This window comes from Rhizorhapis sp., assembly GCF_035276005.1.
Taxonomy (GTDB): Bacteria; Pseudomonadota; Alphaproteobacteria; order Sphingomonadales; family Sphingomonadaceae; genus Rhizorhapis.
In genome coordinates this window covers 1-14,794 of the sequence record NZ_DATEMB010000011.1, presented here as the reverse complement: position 1 = coordinate 14,794, position 14,794 = coordinate 1, and the positions used below count along the sequence as shown (strand labels likewise).

Annotated in this window: 9 protein-coding genes; 3 read left to right on the top strand and 6 right to left on the bottom strand. The window is 60.4% G+C overall.

Going from position 1 to position 14,794, the window contains the following annotated elements; translation table 11 throughout:
- Positions 1-110: 110 nt before the first annotated feature.
- Together VJS46_RS03505 and VJS46_RS03500 are read right to left on the bottom strand one after the other, a co-directional pair.
- Positions 111-413 carry a hypothetical protein gene (locus VJS46_RS03505; RefSeq protein WP_324058075.1) on the bottom strand — a complete coding sequence of 101 codons (303 nt, stop codon included), beginning with the start codon at positions 411-413 and terminating at the stop codon, positions 111-113.
- Complete coding sequence (locus VJS46_RS03500; RefSeq protein ID WP_324057960.1) at positions 413-3,307, bottom strand: pitrilysin family protein; 2,895 nt, start codon at positions 3,305-3,307, stop codon at positions 413-415. The genes VJS46_RS03505 and VJS46_RS03500 overlap by 1 nt, the downstream gene beginning before the upstream one ends.
- Before the next feature lie 184 nt (positions 3,308-3,491).
- On the opposite strand from VJS46_RS03500, the gene clpB reads away from it, so the two are divergent.
- On the top strand, positions 3,492-6,071 hold the full coding sequence (gene clpB / locus VJS46_RS03495) for an ATP-dependent chaperone ClpB (RefSeq protein ID WP_324057959.1): 2,580 nt from the start codon (positions 3,492-3,494) through the stop codon (positions 6,069-6,071).
- A 54-nt stretch (positions 6,072-6,125) separates the two neighbouring features.
- Here clpB and VJS46_RS03490 read toward each other — a convergent pair whose 3' ends face one another.
- From VJS46_RS03490 to xseA, 3 genes are all read right to left on the bottom strand, one after another.
- The gene (locus VJS46_RS03490; RefSeq protein WP_324057958.1) at positions 6,126-9,050 is read right to left on the bottom strand and encodes a TonB-dependent receptor plug domain-containing protein; all 2,925 of its coding nucleotides are present in this window, start codon (positions 9,048-9,050) and stop codon (positions 6,126-6,128) included.
- Positions 9,051-9,784: 734 nt separating this feature from the next.
- Positions 9,785-9,994: a DUF2093 domain-containing protein gene (locus VJS46_RS03485; RefSeq protein WP_324058074.1), complete on the bottom strand. Its 210-nt coding sequence runs from the start codon at positions 9,992-9,994 to the stop codon at positions 9,785-9,787.
- 40 nt (positions 9,995-10,034) lie between these two features.
- On the bottom strand, positions 10,035-11,537 hold the full coding sequence (gene xseA / locus VJS46_RS03480; protein ID WP_324057957.1) for an exodeoxyribonuclease VII large subunit: 1,503 nt from the start codon (positions 11,535-11,537) through the stop codon (positions 10,035-10,037).
- Between xseA and purD the strand changes: the two genes are divergently transcribed.
- Together purD and VJS46_RS03470 are read left to right on the top strand one after the other, a co-directional pair.
- A complete protein-coding gene (purD, locus tag VJS46_RS03475; protein ID WP_324057956.1) occupies positions 11,536-12,816 on the top strand; it encodes a phosphoribosylamine--glycine ligase in 1,281 nt (426 codons plus the stop codon). The two genes, xseA and purD, sit on opposite strands and share 2 nt — an antisense overlap.
- A gap of 27 nt (positions 12,817-12,843) precedes the next feature.
- Positions 12,844-13,326, top strand: a complete 483-nt coding sequence (locus tag VJS46_RS03470; protein ID WP_324057955.1) for a hypothetical protein — start codon at positions 12,844-12,846, stop codon at positions 13,324-13,326.
- 48 nt (positions 13,327-13,374) lie between these two features.
- Here VJS46_RS03470 and VJS46_RS03465 read toward each other — a convergent pair whose 3' ends face one another.
- A complete protein-coding gene (locus tag VJS46_RS03465; RefSeq protein WP_324057954.1) occupies positions 13,375-13,959 on the bottom strand; it encodes a GNAT family N-acetyltransferase in 585 nt (194 codons plus the stop codon).
- Between the last annotated feature and the right edge of the window lie 835 nt (positions 13,960-14,794).

Here is a 14,794-nt window from a genome sequence, read left to right as displayed (position 1 = left end):
GTCGCATCGTTTTTCGCGCAAAACCGGTTCCCACTTTTGCGCACGATGCTCTAAGTCTCCGTATCCCTCTCCCACTGGAGAGGGGCTTTCGCTCTGACCAAAATTGTGCCTCAGCTCCGCCGCTTGCCCGTCATCGCCATCGCTCCAAAGGCGCCGGCCTGGATCGTGCCGGTCAGCGTATCGCCCTCGACCACGGCTTCGGCATCCAGGGTCATGGGCATGGGAACCACCATCTCCATCTTCCAGCGCAGCTTGTTGCCGTCGACCTTGCCTTCCTTGACGTCGAGCGAGCCCAGCGGCCCGGCATTGGTGCCATGGAAGCTGTCGCCATTGCTGATCACCGTGAAAACGGACGGCTGATCGCCCATGGGCGTCTTGGTGATACAGTCATAGGCGCCGTCTACTGTTGCCATCATTGGTCTCCTGCTGGCGAAGTTGCGGGTTGAGGTGCTGCGGGGGCCTCAACCACGGTGATGGGCATGCCGAGCTTTTCGAGCTGGCCCATGACCTTGGTCTTGTCCCCCACGACCACCCAGGTGAATTTATCGGGATCAATTGCGGCGCGGGCGGCGCTGTCAAGGTCCTTGGCGGTCATGGCGCGATATTTGCCGGCGAGCCCTTCGACATAATCGAACTGCCGGTCATAAAGCCGGTCGCGCTGCATCTGTCCGATCACATCCGCAGAGGTTTCATAGCTGCCGGGAAGCTCCCGGACGCTGCCGTTGACGGTGCGGGCGAGCTCGGCCGGGGTGACGCCCTTGGGACCCAGGAACTCCTTCATGTCCGTCTTCAACGCGGCGATGGCGGGGCCGGTCTGGTCCGCCTGCACCGGCGCGCTCAGGATATAGGGAACATTGTGCTGCACCCGGTTGATGCTGCCGCGAACGCCATAGGACCAGCCCTTGGTCTCGCGCAGGTCCATGTTCATCCGGGAAAGGAAATTGCCGCCGAGCACGTCATTTGCGGCGAGCAGCGTCACCAGCTCGTCCGTTCCCTTGGCGTCCAGCACCTTGCCGGCGAGGATCACCGACTGCGGCGATTGCGGGCGGTTGACGAGGATGATGCGCTGCTGGTCCGCAGGCGTTGGCAGATTGAAATTCTTGGTACCCTTCATGTCGCGCGTCATCCGCCAGAGGCCGAAATATTTCTCCAGCAGCGGCTTCAATTCGGCGAGGGTGGTATCGCCGACGGCAAAGATCTCCGCATTGTCGGCGCGGATCCATTTATTGTGAAATCCGGCAAGGTCGTTGCGGGTCAGCTTTTCCACCGCCGCCGGATCGCCTGTCCCGGTAAAGGGGACGCCATAGGGATGGTCCTTGCCGAACAGCAGCGGCGGCAGGGTGCGGAGCGCAATGCTCATCGGCTGCGTATTTTCGCTGGCGATCCTGGCAAGCTGGGTCGCGCGCATGCGCTCCAGCTCGCGCGGTTCAAAGGCCGGATTCTTGATGATGTCGGCCATCAGGTCGAGCGAGGGCGCAAGGTTCGGCGTCAGCGCGTACATGGAAACGCTGGTGCGGTCCATCGTCGCGCCAACGCTTATGCTGGCGCCCAGCCTTTCCTGCTCTTCGGCAATCTGGATGCTGTTGCGGCTGGTGGTGCCTTCCTTCAGCAGCGACAGCATCAGCGATTGCGTGCCAAGCTTGTCCCGGGGGTCGGCGGCATTGCCCGCATCGAAGACCACGGAAAGCTGGAGCGCCGGGATCGTGTCGCGGCGGGCAAAATGCACCCTTACGCCATTGGACAGCGTCGTGCTTTCCACCGCCGGGAAATCGACATTGGGAGTGGGTCCCACCTCCGGCAATTTGCTGCGGTCCACCGCTGCCAGCGGTTCCTTCACATCGGCAGAACCGGCGCTGTCGTCGCCGGGGGCCTTGTAGAAGGCCGGGGCAGAGAGCACGCCGGTGCGGCTGCCCTTCGAAGCCGCCGCCTCCTCATAAGCGCCCCGCTCCCCCGGCACCACACGCAGGGCATAGACCGGACGGCGCAGCCATTTCTGCATGGCGGCGGTCACCCTTTCAGGGGTCACCGTGGCGAGCGCGGCGAGGCGCTTCTTGTAGAATTCAGGGTCGTCGGAATAAAGCTCCCCTTCCGCCAGCGCCACTGCCTTGCCGGAAAAGCCGCCCACCTGCTCAAGGCCCGCAATGCGCCCGGACACCGTCTGCGTCGCGACGCGCTGCACCTCGTCCGCCGTCGGACCCTTGGCAATGAAGTCGGCAATGATCGCGTCCAGCCGTTTCGACACGGTTTCGACGCTGACGCCCGGCTTCACATCGGCGGTGATTTCCACCATCCCGAGCTGCGCAAATTCCTGAAGGTCCGCAGTCACGCGAACGGCGATCTGCTCATCGCGGACAAGGATATTGTCGAGCCGCGAACTTGCGAGGCCGCCCAGAACGCTCATCCCCACCTCGAGGGGGAGGGAATCAGGATCGTTGAGGCCGGGAACGATCCAGTTGCGATAAAGGCGGGCGGTTGCCACCCGATCCTTCATTTCCTCAGTCTTGGGGGCGGACAGGGTGGGGACCGGAGCAGCCACGGGCTGCACCGCCTTGCCCTTGGGGATATCGCCGAAATATTTCTCGACCAGCGGCTTTGCCTGCTTGTCGTCGATATCGCCCGCGAGCACCAGCACGGCATTGTTCGGCCCATAATGGTCGATGAACCACTGCTTCACATCGCCAAGACTCGCCTTGTCGAGATCGGCCATGGAACCGATCGTGCTGTGGCCATAAGGATGATCGGCCGGGAAAAGCGCGGCGAGTTGCGCATATTCGACCAGGCCATAAGGCTGATTATCGCCTTGGCGTTTCTCATTCTGGACCACGCCGCGCTGATTATCGAGCTTTTCCTGCGTCACCGCGCCCAGCAAATGGCCCATGCGGTCGCTTTCAAGGAACAGCGCCACGTCCAGCGCGGATGTCGGGACCGTTTCGAAATAATTGGTGCGGTCGAACCAGGTGGTGCCGTTGAAGTCGGTCGCGCCCACTTGCTGCAGCGGTTCGAAAAAGTCTCCCGGTGCGTTCTCCGACCCGTTGAACATCAAATGTTCGAACAGGTGCGCAAAGCCGGTCTTGCCCTCCGGCTCGTTCTTCGAGCCGACATTGTACCAGACGGAAACGGCGACGATAGGGGCCTTCCGATCCTCATGCACGATCACCCGCAGGCCATTGGATAAGGTGAATTCCTTATAGGGTATGTCGACCTGCGAAATTAGTTTCGCCACCGGTGCAGGCTCTTGCGCGGCGGCGACGGATGCCGACATTGCAAGAACTGAGGCGGCGAGTGCGAGGGTCAGAGGGCGAAGCATGTCAAATCCTTATATTGATCGAAACCATTGGTCCGGCAGGGATTTAGATGAGGACAATAGCGGCGGTCAGCCCCTGCGCAACCGCTATGTCAGCGGCATGATCCAGTTGCAGAACATTTTTCGCCCCCACTCTTGTGTTGCATAAATACAACATTATCTGGATGCGGAAAGGAACAGGGCTGTTATGAACCTCGAAAAATTCACCGACCGCGCCAAAGGCTTTCTCCAATCGGCACAGACCGTTGCGATCCGCCTCAACCATCAGCGCATTTCCCCTGAACATCTGCTGAAGGCCTTGCTTGAGGACGATCAGGGCATGGCATCCGGCCTCATCCGCGCGAGCGGCGGCGATGCCGTTGCGGCCATGCGGGAGACCGATGCAGCGCTCGCCAAGGTCCCGGCGGTCTCGGGCAGCGGCGCGCAGCAAACACCCGGCCTCGACAATGACAGCGTCCGCCTGCTCGATCAGGTCGAGCAGATCGCGCAAAAAGCCGGCGACAGCTATGTGACGGTCGAGCGGCTGCTGCTCGCGCTCACCCTCGCCACCACCACGGCGGCGGGCAAGGCGCTTGCCAGTGCGGGCGTCAAGGCCGAAGCGCTCAATGCCGCGATCAATGAGTTGCGCGGCGGCCGAACGGCGGACACCGCCAGCGCCGAAGATCGCTATGATGCGCTCAAGAAATTCGCGCGCGATCTCACCGCTACCGCGCGCGAGGGCAAGCTCGACCCGGTCATCGGCCGCGACGAGGAAATCCGCCGCACCATCCAGATCCTCGCCCGCCGCACCAAGAACAATCCCGTCCTGATCGGCGAACCCGGCGTCGGCAAGACCGCCATTGCGGAGGGCCTTGCCCTGCGCATCGCCAATGGCGACGTTCCAGATTCCCTCAAGGACCGCGCGCTGATGGCGCTCGACATGGGCAGCCTGATCGCGGGCGCCAAATATCGCGGCGAGTTCGAGGAGCGCCTTAAGGGCGTACTTGACGAGGTGAAGGCGGGCGAAGGCGATATCATCCTCTTCATCGACGAGATGCACACCCTGATCGGCGCGGGGAAGAGCGAGGGCGCGATGGACGCGTCCAATCTGCTCAAGCCCGCTTTGGCACGCGGCGAGTTGCACTGCATCGGCGCGACCACGCTCGACGAATATCGCAAATATGTGGAGAAGGACCCGGCCCTTCAGCGGCGCTTCCAGCCTGTCTTCGTGGGCGAACCGACGGTCGAGGACACCGTCTCCATCCTGCGGGGCCTGAAGGAGAAGTATGAACTTCACCATGGCGTGCGGATCACCGACGGCGCGATCGTTTCCGCCGCAACGCTGTCCCACCGTTACATCACTGACCGTTTCCTGCCCGACAAGGCCATCGACCTGATGGACGAGGCAGCCAGCCGCCTGCGCATGGAGGTGGAGAGCAAGCCCGAGGAGATCGAGACGCTCGACCGGCGGATCATCCAGTTGAAGATCGAGCGGGAGGCGCTCAAGAAGGAAACCGACCGCGCTTCAAAGGACCGGCTGGAGGCGCTGGAGGAGGACCTCGCCAATCTGGAGCAGCAATCATCCGGGCTGACGCAGCGCTGGCAGGCGGAAAAGGATAAGATCGCGGGCGAAGCCAAGCTCAAGGAACAGCTTGACGCTGCCCGCATCGAACTGGAGCAGGCGCAGCGCACCGGTGACCTCGCCCGCGCGGGCGAACTCAGCTACGGCACCATTCCGCAGCTCGAGCGCCAGCTTGCCGAGGCGCAGGGCGCCGCGCAGGGCGCGATGCTGCGCGAGGAAGTGACGAGCGAGGATATCGCCTCCGTCGTTTCCCGCTGGACCGGCATCCCCGTCGACAAGATGATGGAAGGCGAGCGCGAAAAGCTGCTCAACATGGAGGATGAGCTTGGCAAGCGCGTGATCGGGCAGGAGGATGCCGTGCGCGCCGTCTCCACCGCCGTCCGCCGCAGCCGCGCGGGGTTGCAGGACCCCAATCGGCCGCTCGGCTCTTTCCTGTTCCTTGGCCCCACCGGCGTCGGCAAGACCGAGCTGACCAAGGCGCTCGCCGAATTCCTGTTCGACGACAGCAACGCCATGGTCCGTATCGACATGAGCGAATTCATGGAAAAGCACTCGGTTGCCCGCCTGATCGGCGCGCCGCCGGGCTATGTCGGCTATGAGGAAGGCGGGGTTTTGACCGAAGCCGTGCGGCGGCGGCCCTATCAGGTCGTCCTGTTCGACGAGGTCGAAAAGGCGCATGGCGACGTGTTCAACGTGCTCCTTCAGGTGCTCGACGACGGCCGCCTGACCGATGGGCAGGGCCGCACGGTGGATTTCAGCAACACGCTGATCATCCTGACATCCAACCTTGGCAGCCAATTTCTTTCGAACCTGAGCGATGGGCAGAAGGTGGAGGATGTCGAGCCGCAAGTGATGGAAATCGTCCGCGCCCATTTCAGGCCGGAATTCCTCAATCGCCTCGACGAGATCATCCTGTTCCATCGCCTAGGCGCCGAACATATGGGGCCGATCGTCGACATCCAGGTCGGCCGCGTGCAGAAGCTGCTCAAGGACCGCAAGGTGAAGCTCGACCTGACCGAAGCGGCTCGCAACTGGCTCGGCCGCGTCGGATATGACCCGGTCTATGGCGCAAGGCCGCTCAAGCGCGCGGTGCAGAAATATCTGCAAGACCCGCTAGCCGACCTCATCCTGCGCGGCGAAGTGCCGGACGGCACGACCGTTACGGTGGAGGAAGGCGACGGGGCGCTGGTGCTGGGGGTGGGGTGAGGTAAAAATGAGGGCGGACCGTTTTATGGGTCCGCCCTTTGCCAATGGGTCAAATCAGAACTTGACGTTTACCCCAGCGTAAATGAACCGGCCAATAGTATCATATTCTTGAGCTGTTTCTCCGCCTATTAGGCCAGCAGATGTGAGCCCGTTGGGCAGGAATGGCGGTTTCCGGTCAAACAAATTGTCGACGCCGATGTAAAAGACCTTTTGGTTTTCCTGGTCCAGAGTATAGCGGAACTGGACATCATGATAAAAGACATCGCCGACATTATTAAATTCGTCGGGAGGTGCGGTAGAAGGGTCCTTTGTGTCCTTGATTTTCCCGAAATAACGGACGGTCCAGTTCAAAAGGAAGGGCCCCGTTTCATAGATTGTATCCAGCGTAAAGCGGTTTTTGAACCCTGACCCAAGACGTTCGCCATTCACGTCTTGCAACTGGCCAAGTTCATTGATGGCTTCAGCCCCGGTGAAGGGAATACGCTTATGCTTCAACAAGCGGGTGTAATTCAGTTGGAAGTTCAGATCTCCCGCTGAGCCCAGTTCCTGCTTATAGTTAGCCACCACGTCGATGCCGCTGGTAAGGAATCCACCAGTATTGATATTGATCGCATCAATGCGGGTCAATTTGCCATTGGCAAGGCGGGTCACGAGACCTCCGCAAGCGGCGGAATTGGGGTCAACCAGACATGCCTTAACCGTGTCTTCGCGTGGTTGAGTATTGACGGCATCGGTGATCTTGATGCGATACCAGTCGACGGTCATGGTAAAATTGCGAAGGAACTGGGGCGTAAGTACTACACCAGCGGTCCAGGTCTTGGCGGTTTCCTCCTTAAGATTAGGATTGCCCCCGTCAAATCCGTTTATGCTTTGAATTTCCGCCGGGGCATAGGTGAAGGTGCCGCCACCGGCAACTGCCGCAGCAATTCCAGGAATAGCCCGGCAGGCGTCGTCAAATTCATTGTTCCGGGTGGCTGTCACACCGTTGCAGGGGTCGAGGGTAGTAGTTCCTGGGAAAGTTTCCTGCTGCGATGAGAATAGTTCGCTAATGTTCGGCGCACGGTTGGCTTCTGCATACATGGCACGGAATCTTACGTCGCGCGTTGGCGCCCATTCTGCCCCCGCTTTCCATGAGAAGACGCCGCCGACCGTGGAATAATCGTCATAACGTGCAGCACCTTCTACATGGAGATCTTGGGCCAGCGGAACTTCGGACAGAATGGGGACATAGAGCTCGCCAAACACATCCTTCACGTCAAACTTACCTTTGGTGTCCGGCGTGAAATTACCCAGAGTGTTGCCGACATTCGTGTCGGCGTCCCAGTCGTCCGAGCTTTTCTCATGACGGTATTCGGCGCCGAATGCCACCTTCACGTCCCCGGCCGGCAGTTTGAAAAGGCTGCCGCTTACACTTGCCGTAGCGACATGTTGTTCAATCGTGCTCAATAACGACGTGACCACAGTCCCGCCCCTGCGGATATAATCAATCGCCCCTTGGGAGGCTGTATTTGCGCCAAAAATATTGAGCGGCTGACACCCCTCAGCTCGGGCCGAGGCGCTTCGGCAGACAATCTGTCCTCCCAGATTGACCGCATCCAGGGCATTGGAGAAGCGATCGGTAGGGACGGCTTCTGAAGACGTGAAATCCCGCGTTCTTCCGTATACATATGAGACGTCCCAAGACCAATTCTGAGCAAATTGGCCTTTGACCCCCGCCGCTATCCGGTAAATTTTTCGGTTGTTGCGATTGCTTCGGTCGAAAATGTCCGAAAGGCGGCGCCGAAAAGCGATGAAACTGACATCATTATCGGCGATGCCATCGGAGTTGCGCGCCGTAATTTCCGCAAGTATCGGAGCCGGCATGAATGCATTATCGATGGCCAATCCTCCGGCGACATCGATAGATCCCGCGCCGTCCACATCAGGATCACCGCCCGCTGCCGGATAGGGCTCCAGCTTGGAAGCAGATTTGGTCTGACCGTACATTCCTTCGGCATAAAAGGTGATGTCGTCCGCGATGTCGAACTTCAGCCCTGCATTGAAGAGATAACGCTTAATCGGCACCGTAAGGCGCCTAAAGCTGTTGCGATTGAACCCGTCTACATTCTGGATGAAGCCCTGCTTCAGATTTCCGGCTTGGTCGAAAGTATAGTCATTTCCGTAGATCGCACCCAGTGTGTCATCAAGTTCCGTGATATCGAATATTGATCCATTGAGGTTGAAGGAACCCTGAGGAGCAAAGGAGCTGCGTCCAAAAAAATCCGTGGCGGAACGGCTGCGTTTGGCTGAAAGCAACCCGTCATCCTGGTCATAAACGGCGTTCACCCAGACATTACCCCGGTCGTCAGCAAAGTTGGTCCCGAAAGTGCCGCTCACTCTGTATTTTGCACTGTCCCCGCGACTGCTGATGCCTGACTGGGCTCTCAATTCCAGACCTTCAAAACGGTCTTTGAGAATGAAGTTCACCACACCTGCCACTGCATCCGATCCGTACACCGCCGATGCGCCGCCAGTGATTACCTCCACTCTTTCAAGCAGATCGGTGGGGATCATGTTTATGTCGACGGCAGAGGTGCCTCCAAGTCCTGCAACGACGCGCCGACCATTCAGCAACACCAGCGTCCGGCTGGTACCCAAGCCGCGCAAATCCAAGAGATTAAGGCCATTTCCGGCTGTATTGAAATTGCTGTTGCCCTGACTGATCCCGGTGGAGAAAATTGGCTGGCGACGCAGAATTTCCGAGGCATTGGTTTGACCGGTTCGAGAAATTTCATCGCTGCTGACGACAGCGATAGGGGTGGCGGCCTGCAGTTCCGGGCGGGCGATGCGCGTGCCCGTGACGATGATGGCCTGACCTTCCGTCTCGACGGCGTCTTCCGCCGCCTCTTGCCCGTACGCGTTCGTGGAAAGCAGCGCCACGCCGAGGATCATGGGCGCAACGCCTGCGCGCAGATGCGCGAAATTCGATGTCTTGATCACGGTTCCAGTCCCTTATCTCTGGATAAGGCGAGATGTGGAGCACCCGCCCATATTCTGTCCCCAAGACGAACTGTTCCGGTTCTCTGCCGGATTAGACCTTGAAGAGCAGGGGCGATGTTGCGCAGTTGTTATACAACTGTAAAGTCGAACATGCTGGGGAGCTGTAGCTTTTCAGGGACCGTGTAGCGAATTTGCAACATTCCGCCTTAGGGAAATCGGTATGAAAATAACATGCCTTCCCACCCCCAAACGAAGCTGTCGCTTAGGGATTCAGGAAGGATTATGGGGAACGCTTAACATTACGGATTCGTTCCACTTTTTCAAAGGAAATGGAAATTTCATGGGATTCTCCACCTCCCGGGACAGCTTCATGCTGTTCCCCCGCCTCTTTGGAGAAAATTTTTCCAAAGGAAGGTATGCCCGTTCAGCGGCGTCCGGCGGACGAAGCCAGTCCCATGTCAAAATCGTACCCTATATTCTATTCTTGCAATTGCCGCCCGCGCCGATGGCGACGAGCGGCTGTCTCTGACAAGCCGCGCACCGCTGCTCATCAGTCCCTCAAGATACAAGAAATGACCGCGCTTCCACTGAAGGGGGAATTTTTCGGCAGCCCGCGGCCCAGGGCGGCGGAGCGCACGGCAAAGCACCTCCCGCCCGGCTGAGGGCGTGCGGAGCAGGAGGCGACAAGGTCCGCCTAGATCAAATATGGCGCGGGAACCGGCCCCGCGCGAGCCTTATGCCGTCCGGTCTTTGAGGGCCGCCTGAACGGAAATTTCTGCGGAGGCATAGGCCTCCTGCTTTTCCACGCTCCAATAGCGCAGGTCATCAAGGCGGATCTTTTCACCCGTGATTGCGCAGACCACATGGTCGCCAGGCGACAGCATCCGGAAATTATAGGCCATATAATGAAGCTTGGCCGGACGGTCGCGGTTCGACATCAACATCGACATATACCCTGTTTTTTCTCACTCAAGGCGGGGGACATCATGAGAAGAGATCCTGCTGCCGCCGCGCAGAGTCCTCATTCTTGCTTGCGCCCGGCCTTTTACCCGATGGCCTAGATGTAGCAGTTCCTGCCTGTTTCTCAAGGGTTGGGGAAATATCGGCGCCGACATCCGCATCGGCGAACTTCAAGGTGACATGCCCCGCCGCGCAGGCAGCGGCCGCCGTGGACACCAGTGTGTCGCCGTGCATGACCAGTGCATAGCCCTTCGATAATGGCCGCTTGGGGTCGAGCGACAGCGCCAGCCTCCACATCCGGTCAAATGCCGTTGCGGAGTCATCCAGCCTGCGCCGGAGCAGTTCCGGGCGCAGACGGACGGCGTCCAATCTCGCGCTTTCCCTCACGAGGCGCTGGCTGAGGAGCGCTGGCCGCAGCGCGCCCGATGCATCGGCGAGATCATGCCGGGCGTCGCTCAACCGGTGAGAGAGGCCACGGCGCAACCGTTCCGCGAGGTCGTCCGTGCGCTGACGCTGCGGCTGAAGCAAATCCTCCAGGCGCGGCATCAGCCGGACCTGAGCGGTCAGCCGTTCCCGGGCGCGTTCATGATAACGCCTGGCGCACCGGCCAGCCCGCAGGCCAAGTTCAGTCACCGCGGCCATCAGCTCCGCCCGGACGGGGACCGCGATCTCCGCCGCCGCCGTGGGGGTTGGCGCGCGGACATCGGCCGCATAATCGCAAAGCGTCGTATCCGTCTCATGCCCTACGGCGGAAATGACCGGAATGCGGCAATCGGCAACGGCGCGAATGACGGGCTCCTCATTGAAAGCCCACAGGTCCTCGATCGAACCGCCGCCGCGCGCGACGATCAGCAGGTCGGGGCGCGGAATGGCGTCCCCCGGACCGATCGCGTCAAAGCCCCTGATCGCGCGAGCGACCTGCAACGCCGCCCCTTCGCCCTGGACCAGCACCGGCCAAAGGATGACCCGCGTTGGACAGCGATCCTCCAGACGATGCAGAATATCGCGGATCACCGCCCCTGTCGGAGAGGTCACGACGCCGATCACCCGGGGCATATAGGGAAGCGGCTTCTTGCGGGCGGTTTCGAACAGCCCCTCGGCAGCGAGCTTCTGCTTCAGCCGCTCGAAAAGCTGCATCAGCGCCCCTTCGCCGGCCAGCTCCATCCGCTCTATGACGATCTGATATTTGGACCGGCCGGGATAAGTGGTGATTTTTCCCGTCACCACCACTTCAATGCCGTCCTCGGGCCGGAAAGCGAGCCGCTGGACTCCGGTCTTCCACATGACCCCGTCTATGACAGCATTCTCGTCCTTCAGGCACAGATAGACATGGCCCGACGCCGCCCGCTTGAAACCGGAAATCTCGCCGCGCAGTTTCACATGGCCGAAGCGATCCTCCACCGTCCGCTTGAGCAATGCGGAAATTTCGCTGATGCTGAGCGCGGGCGCGTTGTCCCCGGCGACATCCTCCGCTAACAGCCTGCCGGAAGGGTCGAACGGATCATATTGGGAAGGCGTATCGGGCATGAACATCCTGTTGTTGGGCAGCGGCGGCCGGGAACATGCGCTGGCATGGAAGCTGGCGCAATCGCCCAGGCTCGAAAAACTTTATGCCGCGCCCGGCAATCCCGGAATAGCCGAACATGCCGAACTGGTCGAGCTTGATGCCGCCGATCATGGCGCCGTAGCGGCTTTCTGTGCGGAAAAGGCCATAGGCTTGGTCGTGATCGGCCCGGAAGCGCCGCTGGTGGATGGCCTTGCCGACAGCCTGCGGGCGGCGGGGGTGCCGGTGTTCGGTCCCTCCCGACTGGCCGCGCAACTGGAAGGATCCAAGGGCTTCACCAAGGATCTGTGCCAGAGGGCAGGCATCCCGACGGCGGGTTACGTCCGCGCGCGCAGCGAGGCAGAGGCGCTCGCGGCGCTGGCCGATTTTTCATTGCCGGTGGTGATCAAGGCGGACGGCCTTGCGGCGGGCAAGGGCGTCGTCATCGCGATGAGCGAACAGGAGGCGCGGGACGCAGTCAGTAACATGTTCTCCGGCGGTTTCGGAGAGGCTGGCGCAGAAGTGGTGATCGAGGAATTTCTGACCGGCGAGGAGGCAAGCTTCTTTGCCCTGACCGACGGCAAGACAGTCCTGCCATTCGGATCGGCACAGGACCACAAACGGGTGGGCGACGGCGATACAGGCCCCAATACCGGGGGCATGGGTGCCTATAGCCCCGCCCCCGTGCTGACCCCGCGGCTGGAGCAGCAAGCCATGGAGCTGATCGTCCGGCCCACGGTGACAGCAATGGCGCAAGAGGGCATGCCCTATGTGGGCGTGCTCTATGCAGGGTTGATGCTGACGCCGCAGGGTCCCAAGCTCATTGAATATAATGCCCGTTTCGGGGACCCGGAGTGCCAGGTCCTGATGATGCGCCTTGATGAAGACCTGATGCCGCTGTTGCTGGCGACGGCAGAGGGACGGCTGGCCGAGCATGGTGCAGTGAAGCTTTCGCCGGACACGGCGCTGACCGTTGTCATGGCGGCCAAGGGCTACCCCGGAACTCCGGACAAGGGCGGCGCCATTGGCAGCGTTACCGAGGCCGAAAAATATGGAGCGAAGGTGTTCCATGCAGGAACCGCGCTGAAGGACGGCCAATTGGTGGCGGCAGGCGGCCGGGTGCTCAACGTGACGGGCAAGGGCGGCAATGTGACGCAGGCCCAGGCCGCCGCCTATGGCGCGGTGCGGGCGATCGACTTTCCGACGGGCTTCTGCCGCAGCGACATTGGCTGGCGGGAAGTGGCGCGGGAAGCAAAGGCATAGCGAAACTGAGGCGGAAGGAGAGGCAAGATGCAGGATTTTATCGCCACTTACGGGCTTTGGATCTTAATCATTCTGGCGCTGGTCGCGATCGTCGCCTTTCTGGTGCGCGGCAAAAGTCGGGACAAGAGCATCGCCGCTTCCCCCTCGCCGGTCGTGTCGCCGCGTGAGGTTCCGGTAGCGGAGCCGGTCCCTGCCCCTTCGCCGGCCGTCCAGCCAGCGGCCGTGACCGAGGCAGAAGCGCCTGCGCCCAGCACCCCTGTTGCGGCGGGAGAACCGGACAATCTGTTGAAGATCAAGGGCATCGGCCCCAAGGTGAATGGGATACTCAACGGGCTCGGCATCACCCGCTTCGAACAAATCGCCGCCTGGACCCCCGCCGACATCGCGAGAATCGACGGCCATCTAGGCAATTTCGCTGGCCGGGCGGTCCGCGACCAATGGGTCGACCAGGCGGGTTATCTGGCGCGGGGGGATATTGCAGGGTTTGAGGCGAAGTACGGGAAGCTTTGAAAAGGGGGTGGCGGTCTGCCCGCTCCATGAAGCAGAAAGCCGCCCCTACTAGAAGCGTTTACGCAGGAAAAAGCGCCGGTGGCCGACAGGGTGATCTTTGAGCGACCCGAACACTTCAAATCCCAGCTTTTCGTAAAAGCCCCGTGCTTGAAACTCGTAAGTATCAAGCCAAATACCGACGCAGCCGTTAGCGCGCGCAATTCTTTCTGCCTCTAGCATCAGAGCAGTTCCGAAATTTCGTCCTCGATATTCTTCGGCCACGGCCAGGAGTTCTACGAAAAGCCAGTCATAGACTGTCTTTCCCCAAAGACCGCCGACTTCATTCTCATTCTCATCGATTAACAGAATGGCTACCGGGCGGAGGCCCGGATCACCTGCTTTGCTGATGTTGTAGGCACGCAGAGGAGCCATAACCGCATCGCGATCAGCGTCAGATGGGGTTTCAGGAACGGTTATACGAAGTGCCACTCCACGCACATAATAGATCCCCGGCTGATAGTATAGCTGGCGAAACGACCTGCCGCCTTCCTGACGACCGCTGATTTTTTGGCCAGAGTCACGCCATGATGACCCGCAAGGTTGTTGACGGATCGCGGGCGATTTCGGCTGCCAGGGACGCAAGCGGCACGTCACACTCACTCCTTCTTCAGCGCAACGCCGGCATCGTTAGGAACAGCAACTGGTCCACCTTCCAATGTGACGAATTCAATGCCGGGAACTGGACAGCGGACGCATCATTAGTGAACATGGCAGCATGACAGAGACTATCGCCCGCCGGCACATCGCGCTGGCCGATACCGATCCTCTGATCTTACGCAGGGGCGACCTGCATGTCGAAGGTAGCCCGAAAATGCTGCATGATGTCATTTAGCGGGCTATGGGATAGCTCGATTACCACCTTTGGGAATTCGAGCTGGAAGGTAGACGGTACGGCATTCCAAATCCAGAATGGCCGGATGACAGCCTGTTTGCGGCCAAGAACGCCAAGCCCTTCTTGAGGCCATCTGCGAACCCCAGCATCCTGAACATCAGGAAGCCACCGATTGGCATTTCGACGGTTATGGGCAAGCGTTCGAGCCTGATGCCCCAGACCTGCTTGCCGCAAAGCGGAGAATAGGCAATATCGCCAAGCGCCGCGCCGCAGAGGCTGGAAGGGAAACGCCCTCCCCGTCCCGCGATTCTGCGTGAATATTTGATAAGGCCGTGTCTGCGGGATTTCGTCGTCCCTGCGCAGGCAGGGACCCCGCTGCCTTGGGGGCTCTTGCCCCGCGCGAACGTGTCTCGACTTCAGCGAAAGCTGAGGATCCCGAGCGCCTGCCTTGCAAGCAGTCGAGGGACTCGGGACGAACGGAATGCGATGTCTTTCCTAGCCGGACGCAAATGCCAAGTGCTCAGACGCACAAAACCCCCGCCGAGGCAGGGGTCTGTGAGTTTGGTTGCGGGAGCAGGATTTGAACCTGCGACCTTC